Origin of the sequence: uncultured Campylobacter sp. (genome assembly GCF_938030145.1) — a bacterium.
Taxonomy (GTDB): Bacteria; Campylobacterota; Campylobacteria; order Campylobacterales; family Campylobacteraceae; genus Campylobacter_B.
This window is the reverse complement of sequence record NZ_CALHGM010000008.1, coordinates 100,407-116,523: the sequence shown is the minus strand read 5'-3', so window position 1 is coordinate 116,523 and position 16,117 is coordinate 100,407. Positions and strand designations below refer to the sequence as shown.

At 47.0% G+C, this 16,117-nt stretch carries 9 protein-coding genes; all 9 read left to right on the top strand.

The genetic code is table 11. The annotated features are described in order from the left end of the window. Nucleotides 1-34 precede the first annotated feature (34 nt). The 9 genes from Q0323_RS01785 (at nucleotide 35) to rplM (ending at nucleotide 16,116) form a co-directional block, all read left to right on the top strand. The gene (locus tag Q0323_RS01785; protein WP_298050882.1) at nucleotides 35-4,102 is read left to right on the top strand and encodes a diguanylate cyclase; all 4,068 of its coding nucleotides are present in this window, start codon (nucleotides 35-37) and stop codon (nucleotides 4,100-4,102) included. Next, nucleotides 4,099-4,962 (top strand): ATP phosphoribosyltransferase regulatory subunit, encoded by an 864-nt coding sequence (locus tag Q0323_RS01780; protein ID WP_298050880.1) that lies wholly within the window; start codon nucleotides 4,099-4,101, stop codon nucleotides 4,960-4,962. Before Q0323_RS01785 ends, Q0323_RS01780 begins: the two co-directional genes overlap by 4 nt. Beyond that, entirely contained in the window at nucleotides 4,959-6,209 is a 1,251-nt protein-coding gene (locus tag Q0323_RS01775) for an adenylosuccinate synthase (RefSeq protein WP_297924678.1), read from the top strand. Before Q0323_RS01780 ends, Q0323_RS01775 begins: the two co-directional genes overlap by 4 nt. A gap of 75 nt (nucleotides 6,210-6,284) precedes the next feature. After that, nucleotides 6,285-6,836, top strand: a complete 552-nt coding sequence (locus Q0323_RS01770) for a DUF507 family protein (RefSeq protein WP_291938351.1) — start codon at nucleotides 6,285-6,287, stop codon at nucleotides 6,834-6,836. Further along, a complete protein-coding gene (carA, locus tag Q0323_RS01765; protein ID WP_298050877.1) occupies nucleotides 6,836-7,954 on the top strand; it encodes a glutamine-hydrolyzing carbamoyl-phosphate synthase small subunit in 1,119 nt (372 codons plus the stop codon). The genes Q0323_RS01770 and carA overlap by 1 nt, the downstream gene beginning before the upstream one ends. An 806-nt stretch (nucleotides 7,955-8,760) precedes the next feature. After that, entirely contained in the window at nucleotides 8,761-9,486 is a 726-nt protein-coding gene (locus tag Q0323_RS01760; RefSeq protein ID WP_297894445.1) for a response regulator transcription factor, read from the top strand. Between the two features lie 274 nt (nucleotides 9,487-9,760). Further along, a complete protein-coding gene (locus Q0323_RS01755; protein ID WP_298050874.1) occupies nucleotides 9,761-12,670 on the top strand; it encodes a PD-(D/E)XK nuclease family protein in 2,910 nt (969 codons plus the stop codon). Further along, the gene (locus Q0323_RS01750) at nucleotides 12,657-15,575 is read left to right on the top strand and encodes a RecB-like helicase (RefSeq protein ID WP_298050871.1); all 2,919 of its coding nucleotides are present in this window, start codon (nucleotides 12,657-12,659) and stop codon (nucleotides 15,573-15,575) included. Before Q0323_RS01755 ends, Q0323_RS01750 begins: the two co-directional genes overlap by 14 nt. 115 nt (nucleotides 15,576-15,690) lie before the next feature. Beyond that, on the top strand, nucleotides 15,691-16,116 hold the full coding sequence (gene rplM / locus Q0323_RS01745) for a 50S ribosomal protein L13 (protein WP_005869672.1): 426 nt from the start codon (nucleotides 15,691-15,693) through the stop codon (nucleotides 16,114-16,116). The last annotated feature ends 1 nt before the right edge of the window (nucleotide 16,117 follow it).

Here is a 16,117-nt window from a genome sequence, read left to right as displayed (position 1 = left end):
ATTTGCTAAAATCCTGCAAAATTTGGAATTTGGCATGAAAAACAAAAAAGACTTCGTTACCGAAAGATTTAACGCCGCCTTGATTCTAGGCGCTGCGCTGCTTACGCTTGTAGTAGTTTGCGAGATTAGCTTTTTGCGCACTAGGATCGCTACGCAGCTTGATTTGCGGACGCGCACGGCGATTACTTTACTTAAAAATACCGACGAGTCGCTTTTTAGCGAGCTTGAAATTCTAAAAGAAACTATCCTTTCTTTAGACGCAAGGCACGAAGCTGCGCAAAGCGAGCTTTACGCGGATTTGATCCGCAATGTCGTAAAATCTTCTCATAGATTTGACGCTATTTTTTATCTGCGCGCCCGCGGCGCGGAGCAGGAGAGCTTGGCGCATTTTTCATCAGATGTGCGTATTTCGGATCTTGGCGAGATACGGCTTGCGGATATCGCAAGCGAGCTAAAAAAGGATGAATGGGTATCGCGCTATATGATGATGGATGGGGCGTGGCGGTATTTTTTAATCAAGCGCGTAAACGCTGATTCATATCTGCTAGGTTTTGCCAACACCGCTAGGCCGATTGCCAGGCTCTCTTCGCTGGGAGATATTTTGGTCTTTAACGCCGAAGGTAAATTTTTTAACGCTCCTGGCAGCGTAACCGATATATTAGGGCAGGATTTTGATTTTTCGCGCCTAGGCGAAGTGGTAAGCTTTGAAGACGAATCTGGGCTAAGCTTTGCATATCTTGCGAAATTTGGGGATAATTTCGTAATGGCTCGCGAACGAGCCGGCTATTTTTTAGGCGCGGACGATTTTATCGTCGTAGCGCTAGCGGCGGCTATTTTAGCTTATTTAATCCTTCTAATTTCAAATTTTACGTTTTTAAAAAAGCGCGTTTTTATTCCGCTTGCGGCAGTTCAAAACGCTCTGCGCCAAGGGGATTACCACTCCAAAATTCGCGATATAGAAGCGCTAAGTCCGCTGAACTCTGTCTTAGAAATTTCTAAATCCATAGACGAGGTCTTGAAGTCTAATTTGCGCCACGGAGATTTTAGCCTCAGCTTTAAAGATGCGCTAAAATACAGCTCCCTTTCAGTGCTTAGCATCGATAACGTCGCAGGCACGATCGAAAGCGCTAGCAACGGCGCACGCGAGCTTTACGGCGATGACGTCGTAGGACGGAATATATTCGCGCTGCAAGCAGGCTCGTTTTACGATCACGCCTATCAAACCCAGCGCGCAAACTATGTCAAAGAAAACTATGTCGTAACCCGCCAAGAGACCAAAAATGGCGTCAAAGACCTTTATGTAAAAAAATCTTATATCCGCGACGGAAGTAAAATCTCAACCCTTTTTGTGGTGCTTGACGCGTCAAAATATCGCAGATTTTATGATGAAACTAAGCAAAAATATGAGTATTTAAATCACGCGCCTATCGTTACGCTCGTGTTTGACTACACTTCGGGCAAGATCGTAGATGCGAATAAAAATATAAAAGAGCTTTGGGGCTACGAAGCGGCGCAGTTTTTAAGCGGCGAGATAAGGCTATGGGATTTGCTGGATGAAAAAGATGCGAATGAGGCTAAAAATGAAATTTTAAACCGCTTAGCCGATATGCCTTCAGAAGAGCTAAGCTTTTCTCAAAGCTATAAAATTCGCCATAATGATAATATCCGCTATAGCTACGAAGTGAGCATCTATGTCAAAAAGTCCGCCGCCAGGGCTGCGTTTTATTTTCAAAATATCGACGACGATGTTAAGGCGATCCGCGGCTTGCAGGAGGATTTGGACTTTTACCGCACCGTAATCGAGACTAGGAATTTTTGTACCTGCTTAATCGATCTTGACGCACAGACGCTGTCGTTTGATAAAAATTACTTTAAAATTTTAAAATATCGCGGCAAAAGGTTAAATACTGCGATGAGCTTTGGGGAGTTTAGTTATGAAATTTACTTCGCGGATTTAGAGAATTTCAATAAAATGATCCGCGAATGCACCGCCGGGCTTAGGAGCGATTTTAGCTGCGAATTTCGTCTGCGAAATGCCGCTAATGCCTATACTTGGATTAGTATGCAAGGCTACGTCACTGAAAAGCACGGCTCTCGCTCTCGCCTTGTAAAAACTACGCTCGAAGATATTAGCTCGCGCAAGCAGACGGAGCTGGAGTTAAATTTAAACGCCAACGTCTTTTCGCGCTCGCTAGAGGCGATCTTAATCACAGATGAGAGCGGTCGCGTGCTGCGCGCTAATAACGCCTTTTATGAAATCACCGGCTATAGCGAAAGCCAAACCATCGGCAAAATTCCAAATTTCTTCGCTCCTACAGAGGGCGGGGCAGACGTGATGGAGAGGATTAGAAAAAATCTCGTCGGCAAACAGACCTCCTATAAAGATGAAATTTACGGACTAAAAAGAGGTGGTGGCACCTTTCCTGCGCTATTTACGGCAATTGCGATAAAGGATGATTTTTCGCTTACTTCAAATTTCATCTTGATGTTTACCGAAATTTCGCAGATTAAGCAAAAAGAGAGCGAGCTAGCCAAGATCGCCCATCACGACGCGCTTACCGGGCTTCCGAATAGAGTGTATTTTATGAAGGCTGCGCAGAGATTTACCGCAAACTCGGGCGAAAATTCTAAGCTTATGGCGGTGCTTTTCATCGATTTTGACGGCTTTAAGGCGATCAACGACACCTACGGGCACGAGGTCGGCGATATGTTTTTGCAGGCTATCTCAAAGGCGATGAGTGGGCTACTGCGTAAAGGCGATATCTTGGCGCGCCTCGGCGGCGATGAGTTCGGCGCCATCATCGGCGATCTGCAAAGCAAGGATGCCGCGCATGTGCTATTAGATCGTCTGCTTGGAATTTCAAAGATGAAATTTAATCTTAAAGGCAATGAGATTAGCGCGAGCATCAGCGTAGGCGCGGCGTTTTACGACGGCAGCGAAAAGATCGATTTTCCAGGACTTTTATCGCGCGCCGATAGAGCGATGTATCGCGCCAAAACGAGCGGCAAAAACCGCTACTGCATCTTTGAGCGCGCCGAAGCAGACGAACCTAGCGAGGAAGGGATTGCTGCAGCGATCGAAGAGGGGGAGTTTTTCGTGCTCTATCAGCCGATCATTAGCGGCGCGCAGATTTATGGATATGAGCTGCTTTTACGCTGGGATCGCGGAAAGCGCGGAATTCTTGCCCCGCAGGATTTTGCGCAGATATTAAGCGAGCCTCGATTTGAGTTGCCGATCTCAAAATTTGCGTTTTCAAAGATGATGGAATTTAACGCTCAAACGGGCGCAAACTGCTCCATAAACGTAAGTTTAGCCGTGCTTACAAACGACGAATTTTACGATTTCGTAGCTCATAGCTTGCGAGACAGAGCTAATGCAAAAGGCGAGTTGATGTTTGAGATAACCGATTTTAGCGAGCAAAATTTTAAGGAATTCGCCCCTGCGCGTGGGCGTTATGCAGATCTTGGGGTTAAATTTGCTCTTAATAGCGCAAATAAAAATAATATCCCATTCCTGAATGCCCAGCCTTTTGATATCGTTAAAATCGACCGCGAGCTCTGTCTTGACATAGGCAAGAAAAAAAATGCTATCCGCGCGATGGTGGAGATCACGGGTAAGCTAAAGCGGGAGTTTGGATTCGCTCTCGGCGCTCAAGGGGTCGAAAACGCGCTGTCGCTGCGGCTTTTAAATAATTTGAAATTTAACTATCTGCAGGGAAATTTTATCGCCAAGGCTCTGGATCGCAAAGAGATAGACGCCTTTATCGCGCGCTTTAAAGACACGCCGAAGCTCGCAGCCATCGATAAAGATGAGTTTATCAGCTTCTTAAACGCGCTTGATTACAAAGAGCTTGCTTTAAGCTTCATCACGCGCGGTCAAACGGGCGAGCTTAGCCCGGGAGAATTTGAAAGCTTTAGAGCGAAATTCCGCGAAATTTTAAACAAAACTCAAAACGCCGGCAGCGAAAAATTTGCGCTAAATACAGAAATACGTAAGCAAATTTTAGATATTCTTTCGCTTGATTACCGCGTTTTGGCAAGCTTCATTCAGAGCTTTAAAACGCGGCTGGATCAGTTCATAAGCGATTTGGAGGCAGCATGATAGATAGCGTTAGCGCCGATTTCGATCACGAGATACCTAACGGCTCGAGGCTTTATTTCGGAAAGAGCGCGCAGCTCAAGCGCAAGCTGGAAAATAAAGCGAGCGAAATCCTCGCCAAAAACGGCTTTAGCGAAATTTTAACGCCATATTTTTCATATCATCAGCACCTAAGCGTCGCGCCGCAAAAGCTTCTTAAGCTCTCCGATCCCACGAACCACGAGCTCGCGCTTCGCGCAGACAGCACCGTGGACGTCGTGCGTATCGTGCGCAAGCGGCTGAAAGACGATAAGCTAAGGCGGCTATTTTACGTTCAGCCGACCTTCAAATACCCAAGCGACGAGTTTTATCAGATCGGCGCGGAGCTGATCGGGGAGAAAAATTTGCCTCTTGCGATTAAAATCGCGCAGGAATTTTTTAAAGAATTTGATCTTATGCCCGCGCTTCAGCTAAGCAATATCGAAATTCCGAAAAAAATTTGCGAAATTTTAAACCTGCCGCTTGAAATTTTTGAAAAAGGCAAGATTGAGACGCTGCTTGAGCAAAATTTGCCTTGGCTGGATGCTACGGCTCGCGCCACGTCGCTAAAGGACGTGCGGGCTCTGTGCGCGCAGGTGCCTGAAGAGCTCGTGCCGTGCCTAGATGAAATTTTAAGCCTGGGAGTGGATTACGAGCGCATCTGCGTTTCGCTGCTGTACTACTCTAAAATGCGCTATTACGACGCGCTATTTTTTAGATTTTTAGATGCGGGCGCGGTGTATTGCAACGGCGGAAATTACGAGATTGACGGGCTAAAATCCAGCGGCTTTGCGCTGTTAGTGGATGCTTTGATAGAAAAAATTATGCAAAAGGATGAAAAATGAGCAAAGTTGACGTAGTAATCGGCGCCCAGTGGGGCGATGAGGGCAAGGGTAAGATCGTAGATATGATAAGCGCGAATTATGATTTCGTATGCCGCAGCAGCGGCGGGCACAACGCAGGCCACACCATCGTCATAAACGGCGAGAAATTTGCGCTGCATCTGGTGCCTAGCGGCGTGCTTCATAAAAATATCATCAACATCATCGGAAACGGCGTCGTCATCAACCCCGATGTGCTGATTACCGAGATGGCGCAGTTTGAAAATTTAAAGGGCAGATTTTTCATAAGCGAGAAAGCGTTTTTAAATTTACAGTATCACTCACTGATCGATCAGGCACGCGAAAAGAGCAAGGGCGAGCTTGCGATCGGCACTACCGGCAAGGGCATAGGACCTGCGTATGCTGATAAGATCGCGCGCACGGGACACCGCGTAGTGGAGCTTTTAGAGCCTGAAAGGCTTGCCGAGGCGCTATCGCGCGATTTTGCTTCGCATGAGAGCGTTTTTGAAAAAGCTGGGGTTAAAATTCCTAGCAAGCTTGAAATTTACGATGAGCTAAAGCGCTATAAAAGCGCGCTCGAGCCATACATCGCCGATACCACGCACATGTTGTGGAAGGCGCTTGATTACGACAAGCGCGTGCTCGTAGAGGGTGCGCAAGGAAGCCTGCTTGATATCGATCACGGCACTTATCCTTATGTCACGAGCTCGACGACTATCGCGGGCGGAGCTTGCAGCGGGCTCGGGCTCGCTCCGAAAGATATCGGCACGGTAATGGGAATTTTAAAAGCCTACACCACTCGCGTGGGCAACGGCGCGTTTCCTACCGAGGATAAGGGCCCGCAAGGCGAGGCGATGCGCGAGATCGGCAAAGAGTACGGCACCACGACGGGACGGGCGCGCCGCTGCGGCTGGTTCGACGGAGTAGCTACGAAATACGCCGTGCGCCTTAGCGGCATCGACAAGCTCGCGCTTATGAAGCTTGACGTCCTAGACGGCTTTGAGAGCATTAAAATTTGCCGCGCGTATCGCTACAAGGGCGAGGAGATCGATTATTTTCCGATCGATTTGGAAGCTGCCGAGCCGGTTTATGAGCAGATGCCGGGCTGGGACAGCGTCAAGGGAATTTCAAAATTTGAGGATCTGCCGCAAAACGCGCAAAATTATATCCGCAAAATAGAGGAGCTAAGCGGCGCGAAGGTGGGCTTTATCTCTACCAGTCCCGAAAGAAGCGACACGATAATTTTATAAACCCGGTGAAATTTTAAAATTTCACCCGTTGCGGGCGGCGAGACCGCTCATAGAACTGAATTTAAAGGAACGATCATGCGAATACGACTACCACACGTGCCATATATCGCGCATAAAATAGCGCTAGATCTGCTAAACTCGGGCTGCGTTACGCTTAGTGCGGGCATAGAGCCCGTCGCCAAGGAAGCGGACGAGATCATAAGAGCCGATCTGCAAAAAGAAAGAGCGATAGACGAGCGCGCAAACGAGCTGATAGATGAGCGCATAAGCGAGCTAGATGAGATGAGCGTGAATAAAAAAGATATGTTTTGGCTCATCAAACGCCACATCGCAAACGACGAGAATTTTGAGCTAAATTTCGAGGATCGCTACGGCACCATATCGCATAAAATTTTAGAAACCGTTTGGAAGAAAAATTTGATCGATTACAAAGTCTCGGAAAACAGGCTAAAAACGATAATTTATAACGCGATCGACGAATATCTTAAAAATTATCAAAAGATTGAGGATGCGGTCTATGAAAAGATCGATGGCTACAAGCAAAAATTGATCCCCGGCACCGAAGAATACGAGCTGGTGTTTGAAAAGCTCTACGAAGAGGAGCTAAGAAAACGGGGCATGCTGTAATGAACGCATATATCTACATAGAAAACGGCATCTATCTGCAAGCCAAGGCGTTCGGCAAGGGCGGTAGCGCATTCGGCGAGCTCGTGTTTAACACCTCCGCCACCGGCTATGAAGAGATCATCTCAGATCCGAGCTACGCGGGGCAGTTCATCATCTTTACGATGCCCGAAATCGGCATCGTAGGGATCAACGAAAACGACAAAGAAAGCTCTAAAATCCACGCCAGCGGAATTTTCGTAAGAAATTTTAACAACGAGCCTTCAAATTTCCGCTCGCAGATGAGCTTGGAGGATTATTTTCTTCAAAATGGAAAATTCGGCGTTTACGACATTGACACTAGATTTTTAACCAAAATGCTGCGCGACGAGGGCAGCTTGCGCGCCTTCGTCTCTACCGAGATCAGCGATAAGGCGGCTCTTAAAAAGGCGCTTAGCGAATCTGCGCGCATAGAGGAGATCAACTACGTAAGCATCGTAAGCACGAAGGCGCCGTACAAGCACACATCGGGTCGTTGGGACGCCGCGCGCGGAAGCTACGCTCAGCCCGCAAGCTGCGGCAAAAAGATAGCCGTGATCGATTACGGCGTCAAGCGAAACATCCTAAACGAGCTTTGCGATTTGGGGCTCGGCGTCGAGGTTTTTCCGCACGACGTTAAAGCGGAAAGCCTGATTGCTAAGCTTAAAGAGGGGCAGATCGACGGCGTGTTTTTATCAAACGGCCCGGGCGAGCCTCGCATGCTTAAAGAGGAGATCGCGCAGATCAAAAAGATGGTCGAAGCGCGCGTGCCGATTTTTGGAATTTGCCTGGGTCATCAGCTACTAAGCAACGCGATGGGATATGAGACCTACAAGCTGAAATTCGGCCAGCACGGCGCAAACCACCCCGTGCAAAACCTGCGCACCAAATCGATCGAGATCACCGCGCAAAACCACAACTACAACGTCCCCGAAACGATCGCGCAGATCTGCGAGATCACGCATCGAAATCTTTTCGACGGCACGATCGAGGGCGTGCGCTACAGGGAATACCCCGTATTTTCGGTGCAGCACCACCCGGAAGCCAGCGCAGGGCCTACCGAGAGCAAATATATCTTTAAAGAATTTCTTGAAATTTTATGATTTTTGAAATTTTGCCTGCACTAAATTTTAACGCGACTGCGCGGTAAAATTTTAAATTTGCGGCAAGCTTTAAATTTTAATGCAGTCTTTGCGTCGTGAATTTAAGACTCGTCACAGCCTGGATAATTGCAGGCTGGAGCGGTACGCAAAGCACGCTTTTGCGAACTAAGGATTGCCGCAGTGATTTTGAGCTAAGCGGTTTTTGGATGAAGCGATCTGTGTCAGTCGTGATTTTAAATTTAAACCGGCTGCGCGCCGCATGCTTTTCATTCGTTCGATTATGCGTTCACGTAAGCTTCTAAGTGTGCGCGGCTAAATTCCATGCACTTTAAAGATCAGGCTTAGAGCGTTTAGCCCTTTCAAAACAGATCCTGCGGCACATTTTGCATGGCTTCAAGCCCTTTAAATTTGACGAACCGTTTTGTTGCCGTCAAAAGTTTCGCTAGCAAGCTGCCTTGCCGTTCGTAAAATTTTATCTAACGCCGTTTACCTACTAAAACCTTATCAGCGCTGTTTTTTATTTCTCTCTAAAAGCCATTTGCCTAAAATAAAATTCCACTCCGCCGCGTAGCGAAATTTTACCTACGATAGCTTTGAAATTTTACTTCCAGCCCCTTTTAAATCTCTTTCGCACTGATAAGATTTATCTCGCGTCACTTTAAATTTTGACCATCCCTATGCTGCGGTTTTTACTCACGCTTGTTTTTTTAATCCCGCCCATATTTGCACCTAAAATAAGAGTTGTGTTACTTTATGAAATTAAATTTTTAACTTAACATTATTTTAAGCTCAATAAAAGAGAAAATTTGAAAGAATTTCGTTTGAAATTTCGCCTTGAGGGGTCTGCTATGAGCTGCGCTTTAAAAGAGCTGGACGTCTTGCTAGTCGAGGATGATACTAAATTACTAGCCTCGCTGCATAAGGCGTTTGAGGGTATTTTTAACAACGTTTACAATGCCCAAAACGGGCTTGAAGGTGTAAAAAAATTCAAAAAATTTAGTCCTAATCTCGTCATTACCGACATTCTAATGCCGATCGAGGATGGGCTAGCGATGATACGTCAGATTAAGCAGATCTTTCCGCATGCCCCAATCGTGGTGCTTAGCGGCTTCAGTAGGGAGGAGCAGCTAAAAGGCGTTATGGAGATTGGCGTCGAGCGGTATTACTTTAAGCCGGTAGATATCGCCGCATTTGTGCTAGAGATAAGTGCGCTGATGAAGTCTAAGCTGGACTCTGTACGAGTCGTAAATATGGGCGCAGGCTACGTATTTGACGGGCTTCGCCGTATTTTGCTGAAGGATGGCGAGCAGATCGTGCTTACTAAAAAGGAGCTTTCTTTTGTCTCGCTGCTAGCCAGTCGTGTGGGCGAGCTGGTGCTTTACGAGGAGATCAAGCGTTATGTTTGGACAGAAGGAGCCGTGAGCGATACGGCGCTTCGCACCTTCGTCAAGCGTATCCGCGATAAAGTGGGTGGTGAAATCATAAAAAACGTCCCGAGCCTGGGATACAAGATCGAGCTTGAGCCCGCTTAAATTTGATCGCGTTTTTGCCGCTTTGTAATTTACGGAATCCACTCGTAAAATTTTGCGTTTAAATATGCCGCGATTAATGCGGAGCGAGGTAGAATTCCGCGCCAAAGCACCACAGATTAAAATTTGACGCTCATCCAACTTACTAAATTTGACTTGATAAAATTTAACCTCTCAAGCTTTTCAAAAACTTCTTTGCTTAAAAGCCCAAACTAAAAATTTCTTGCTAAAATATCGCAAAATTCCGCGTTCTGCGAATCGTTCTAAAGGATTTGTTTTGAAAAATTTGCCCTCTAAAAATCTCTTTGTCTACACTAGCTCGCGTGCGCTACGTGCGGCGCTGCAAAACGAGAACGGCGGCGTGCTGGCGCCTAGGATTACGTTGGCGGAATTCTACGAAAAGGCGCTTTTTGTGCCGGATCTTGTCGCTTGCGGTGAGATAGACCGCGCGCTTTTTATGAAGCAGGCGGTAAACGAGAGCAAGCGCGCAGGCGAGAGGCTTAAATTCCCTAACGAGCTTTACGAGTTTATGCGTAACCGCGAGTATCTTTTTGGCTTTTTCAAGGAGCTTGCGACGGAGCGCGTGAGTATCGATGCGCTCGATCTTAGCGACACCTATGCGTGGTACGCCGAGCATTTTGAAATTCTGCGAGAGCTAGCGAGGGCGTATGCAAGGATTTTGCGTGAGCATGGATTTTACGACGAGATCACGCTGCCCGTGCTTTATGAACTAAACGAATCCTATCTGCGCGGATTTGAACGGATAGAAATTAACATCGACGGCAATCCTAGCGCATTTGAGTTCGAGGTTTTTAAGCGCGTTGCAGAGCTTAGCGAGGTTGTGTTGAGCTTTAGAGCCACGACTTTAAATTCCAAGCCTGTGCGCGCGGTGGAGGAGCTTTGCGGCATAAGCCTAGACGCAGGTTTTGCCTACCGCGTAAATCTTGGTACGGGTGAAATTTTAAGCCGCGAGCCGCTAAGCATGGGCGGAGCGGTTGTGTGTAGAGGCTTTGAGCTGCGAAGCTTGCAGGCTAGCTACGTTTTTGAAAAAATTTCATCTTTCGTGCGCTCGGGCATCGCGCCGGAGCGCATCGCGGTAATTTTGCCCGACGAGAGCTTTGCCGGCACGCTGCGGCTTTACGACGAGCGCATCGCAAAGGCTCGCGGCTCGCACCGCATGCTAAATTTCGCGATGGGAGAGAAGCTTGAAGATAGCCTATTTTACGTAACGCTAGAGAAAATTTCGCAGTGCTTAAAAGAAGCGCGCACGCCGAAATTTGGCGTAGATTACCGCGCATTCAAAAGCCCAGGCGGAGGATTTTTGGATATGGAGGATTCCGCGGTACAGCAAAATTTAGCGCTTGGGAATTTCGCTTTGGAGAATTCTATTTCGCAAAATTTTGCACAGCAAAATTCCGCGTTTGATTGCGAAATTTTTTCAAATTCCAAAACGGATTTAAATTTTATGTCTGCGCGAGAGTTTGAAAATACGGAAAATTTTGAAATTCTGCGCGAAATTTCGGCGGAACGCACGAATAGCGCGGGAGAACAAAGCTTTTCTTTGGATTTTACGGAGTTTCAAGAGCCTTTGGAGTGTACGCAGCAGCGCGATTATTCAGCTCGTGCAAAACGGCAAGAGCTTTTAAAGCAGCAAGAGAGCCTAAAATACTCTATACAGCGGGAGCATATAGAGCTTGAGGAAGAAGATGGATATTCAAAAAGCCCTGAGCAGCGCGATCGCTTTAGGCGCTCTAAAATACGCGAGGGCACAGATGAGTATCCGCAGCGCCCAAACCCGCAGGAGCTTGATCTGTTTTTTGCGAGTGTGGGCGTGGATGAGGCGCTTTTTGGCGAGTTTGCGCGCGATTTTGCAAAGCAAGTAAGCTTCGAGCATTTTGAGGCACTAATTGCCAAGCTCGCCTGTTTACCTAAAATTAGCGACGCGCTGCTGCAAGAAAAACTAAAAGAGCCGCTATATCTAATTAAAATTTTGCTTCGAAAATTTAAGGACGAAAACCTAAGCTTGGGCAATCTGATCGATCTTTTTTTGTTAGAAATTTCGCGCATTAAGCTTGATGATGTTCGTGGCGGAAAGGTTACGGTAATGGGGCTTTTAGAGAGCCGTGGGCTACAATTTGACGGCGTGATAATCCCCGATTTTAACGATGATCTAGTGCCAAAGCGCAGTAGCGGAGAGATGTTTTTAAACTCCGCTTTGCGCGCTAGAGCAGGGCTCATCAGCCACGCAGATCGCGAAAATTTACAAAGATTTTACTACGACGGCTTGCTAAGAGGCGCTAAAAAAAGCGCGATTTGCTATCTGCAGAGCGTCGAGAAGTTGCCTTCGCGGTTTTTGAAAAGCTTTGAAGTGCAACAAGACGCGGAATTTTCGCAGGAAGATTATTTGCGGCTTTTTGGGAGAGAGGAATTTAAGCCCGCCTTATGCGGACAAGAAGATCCCGTGGCTCGCCATGATTTTTTTGCCGAGGAGCTGTCGTTTTCGCGGCTGGATACGTTTTTGGAATGCAAGAGGAAGTATTATTACCGCTACGTTTTCGGGCTGAGGGAGGGGCTAAAATTTGGCGAGGATAATGCGCTTTTAGGCAAAATTTTACATACGAGTTTTCAGCATTTATACGAGCGAGCGGGGATGAAATTTAGCATGGAAAAATTCCGCTCTATTTATTCGCAGCTTGCGCGAGAAGCGGGCATCGCGCGCTTTGATGCGGAGCTTGAGCTAAAAGCTGTAGAAAAGCTAGCTAGGCTTTTGGAAGGGCATGAGCAAATTTGGAGCTTTAGCGGTAGTGAAGTATCGCTAAAAGGCGAGCTTGACGGGGTGAGGCTGAGCGGGCGGATCGACCGCATTGACGAAGATAAGGCAGGGCGGAAGTTCATCATCGATTACAAACGTGGTTCAGCTAAAAAACATATGGAAAAATTTCAGCTTACGTTTTATCGCGCGCTTTTAGCCCGGGAGTGCGAATGCGCCTATCTGTCGCTAAAAGACTGCGCGTTTGCAACTCCTAGCGACAAAACGCCTAGCTTAGAAAATCTACGCGAGACGCTAAGCTCTATCGGCAAGGAATTCGCAAGCGAGGTTGCTTTTACGCGCACGGAAGTGGTGCAAAGCTGCGAATACTGCGAATATAAAATCATTTGCAAGGGACAGATCGATGGCAAAATTTGAAAATTATCTGGCGCTTGAAGCAAGCGCGGGCAGCGGTAAGACCTTCAATCTCGCAGTGAGGTTCATCGAGCTGGTTCTAAAAGGCGAGCCGATCAATGAAATTTTAGCGCTTACCTTTACTAAAAAAGCTGCTGCTGAGATGAAAACGCGCATCGTGGAGAAATTTCAAAATTTGCTTGTCGTGCGCGACGGCGCCCTTGTGCCAAGCCCCGAGCTGGAGCAGATTTGTGCTGATTTAGGGCTAAGTGCGGATGAGGTTTTGGCAGCGCAGCAGCGGCTACTGCCTAAATTTTTAAACGAGAGCCTAAATGTCTTTACCTTCGATGCGTTTTTTGCAAAGGCTCTGCGCTCGTTTGCGCTAAATAGCGGCATCGATCCAGGCTTTGAAAACGACGAAAGCATACTAGGCGTGCAGCAGGCGGCGTTTTTAGGCGCGATTTGTAAAAACGAAGCGCTATTAAGAGAGGTCGTGGATTATGTAAGCGACTCAGGAATGACAAAGGGCGAGTTCTTAAATAGCTTACAAAGCATTTGGAGAGGCGATATAAGCATAAATCCGCCCACGCTTCCTGCAAGCTCGGCGCTAGCAGAGATAAATGAAATTTTATCCTGCTTGCAAAAAGCGGCGAGAGATGCGGGCGTAAGCGCGGGAGCCGTAAATGGGCTGAGCCCTGTTAGTGATCTTTCAAAATTATCCTCTGGTTTCATTCTTTCGGCTCTTGCCAACGGCAGTTTCGATTATTCGCGCTCGCAGCTTAAAAAAATTTCGCATCTTGACGGCAAGTTAGCAAGGCTAAAAGACGCCATAGCTCGCGAAATAGCGTGGATGGATGCGACATATGCGGCTAAGCTGGCAGGACTAATTAAAATTTATGCCGAAGCGCTTAAATCGGTGCAGCGCAAAAGCGGCAAGCTCACGTTCGGTGATGTTACCGCAGCCGTGCACTCGCTGCTAAATCCAAGCGCAGAGGCGTTGCAGGGCAACCGCGAGCTTTTGTATTTCAGGCTTGATTCTAAAATCACTCATATTTTAATTGACGAATTCCAAGATACCGATATTTGCCAGTATGAAATCATGCTACCGCTAATCTCCGAGGCGCTTGCTGGCAAAGGGGTGGAAGAGCGCTGTGGCAGCTTTTTTTACGTAGGCGATAAAAAACAGAGCATCTATAAATTTCGCGGCGCGGAGAGAAAAATTTTTGATATATTGCGCGAGCAGTTTAGTCAAATCAAAACGCAGAGCCTGCCGCGCAATTATCGCAGCTTAAAACTTATCGTAAAATTTGTAAATGAGATCTTGCGCGATAAATTTGCGTCTTATGAAGATCAAGTCGCAGCAAATAAGCTAGATAGCGATCTGCCCGCTTCGGTGCTGCAAAAAATCAAGGACTATCCGCTTTCCCATCCACAAATGCCGCTATTTGAGGTGCAAAGCGACGATTACGGCTACGTAGCGGCATTTTCATACGACGACGTGCTAAAGGGGGCTGCGGAGCAAGCGCGCAGACTTGTTGAGGAGTGTGGCGTAAGAGCTGATGATATCGCGATTTTATGCTGGAAAAACGAGCATGTAAGCGCGCTAAAAGAGATGCTATCGGAATTTTGCGAGGTGTGTAGCGGCTCAAATAAGGCCCTGCGTTGCAACGAGCAGGTAAATGCCGTAATTCAGTACGCGAAATTTTGCGTAGGTGGCGATGAAATTTATCTGCGAAACGCCGAAGTGATTTTGGGTAGGCGGCTTAAAAAGATAGCGGTCGATTTGCATAAAAATGCGCAAAAAACGGCAGAATTTATAGCTAGCTCGCTGAAATTAAATTTTGTCGATCCGGATCTACTGCTATTTTTTGAGACGCTGGCAAAATTTAATAGTTTTAGCGAGTATCTGTTTGCAAACGACGAAACGGAGGTATTTGCCAAGGAACAAAGCGGCATTAAAATTATGACTGTGCATAAGTCCAAGGGGCTTCAGTTCCCGCACGTAATCGTTTGCGACCGCATCGGAGGAAAAGACCGGGGCGAGAGCTCAAAGCTCGCGACGGACTATGATTTCGCCACGCATAAGTGGAGGATTTTTTATAAATTTGTGAGCAGAAAGAGCCTGGATACGGAATTTGCAGTATTAATGGATGAAAACGATCGCTCTGCGCATGAAGAGGATATAAACAAGCTCTACGTGGCATTTACCCGCGCCGAACGCTCGCTCATCATCATAAAACGCTCCGAGGCCAAAATAGATCAATACAATTATAGCTTTTTTTCACCTTACGCCAAAAAGACCAAGGGCGCGGGTGTCGTGGAGTGGCTGGATATCCCGGATTTTCAATACGGCTACTTAATCCCAAGCTTCGTAAAATCAGAAGAGCAGTCGCCGCAAAAAAAGATCGCGCTCGTAGCGGGCGAGCCTCAAGGCGCGCAAGAAAAGGCTAGCGGCGGCGAAACGGAGGCGCTAAGCGCGATATATTTCGGCGAGGCGCTGCACTATGCTCTGGAGATGAGCGAAGGCTTTGGGCCGGATGAAATTTTGCGAGGAGTAAGCCTGGCAAGAGGCTGCTACGCTAAATTTTTAAATGACGCGGATTTTGAAAATATCGCGACGCGAGCGCTAGGACTAAGCAAAAACGAGGAATTTTTAGCTCTGATAAAGGGTGCTCAAACTTATAAAGAGATGCCGATTAAAAGCGCGGAGGGTGAACTTTTGCGCGTGGATCTGGCGTGCTTTGGGCAGGATGAAATTTTGCTTTTTGATTACAAAAGCTCCGAAAAATACCTCGCGCAAAACAAAGCTCAAGTGGCGCAGTATAAAAGCGTAATCCGCGAGTTTTATCCGCATGTGCGAGTGCGTGCCTTCGTGCTGGTTCTCGAAGCTGCGGGCGCTAGGCTAATCGAAGTGAATGAAGAAGGATAAAATTTTAAAGCTTAGATGAAATTTGAGCGCAGATAGATTAAAGATAGCTTAAATTAAGCTATACGTAAGGATATTTCTATATAATCACAGCTCAAATTTTAATAAGGCGGAAACCATGACAGAAATTACAAAGCCTAGCGAAGTTAAGCGCGACTGGGTCGTTATCGACGCGACCGACAAAAGATTCGGTAGGATGCTTACCGAAGTTGCGGTATTGCTACGCGGCAAACACAAACCAAGCTACACTCCAAACGTGGATTGCGGAGACTACGTCGTTATCATCAACGCTTCAAAAGCCGTATTTACCGGCAATAACAAAGGCGACGATAAACTTTATCACAGCTACTCGGGCTATTTCGGAAGCGTAAAGAGCGTGAAATTTCAAGACCTGCTTAAAAACAATCCCGCAAAGCTCTACAGACTTGCGGTTCGCGGCATGCTTCCTAAGACGAAGCTTGGCAAGGCGATGATCAAAAAGCTATTCGTATATGAAGGCGGCGAGCACCCTCATACTGCGCAAACAACTAAAAAAGGAAAATAAT

Bases quoted from the DNA above. Each gene is read 5' to 3' on its own strand.
- Q0323_RS01785 (WP_298050882.1), top strand. From the start codon at position 35: ATGAAAAACAAAAAAGACTTCGTTACCGAAAGATTTAACGCCGCCTTG.
- Q0323_RS01780 (WP_298050880.1), top strand. From the start codon at position 4,099: ATGATAGATAGCGTTAGCGCCGATTTCGATCACGAGATACCTAACGGC.
- Q0323_RS01775 (WP_297924678.1), top strand. From the start codon at position 4,959: ATGAGCAAAGTTGACGTAGTAATCGGCGCCCAGTGGGGCGATGAGGGC.
- Q0323_RS01770 (WP_291938351.1), top strand. From the start codon at position 6,285: ATGCGAATACGACTACCACACGTGCCATATATCGCGCATAAAATAGCG.
- carA (WP_298050877.1), top strand. From the start codon at position 6,836: ATGAACGCATATATCTACATAGAAAACGGCATCTATCTGCAAGCCAAG.
- Q0323_RS01750 (WP_298050871.1), top strand. From the start codon at position 12,657: ATGGCAAAATTTGAAAATTATCTGGCGCTTGAAGCAAGCGCGGGCAGC.
- rplM (WP_005869672.1), top strand. From the start codon at position 15,691: ATGACAGAAATTACAAAGCCTAGCGAAGTTAAGCGCGACTGGGTCGTT.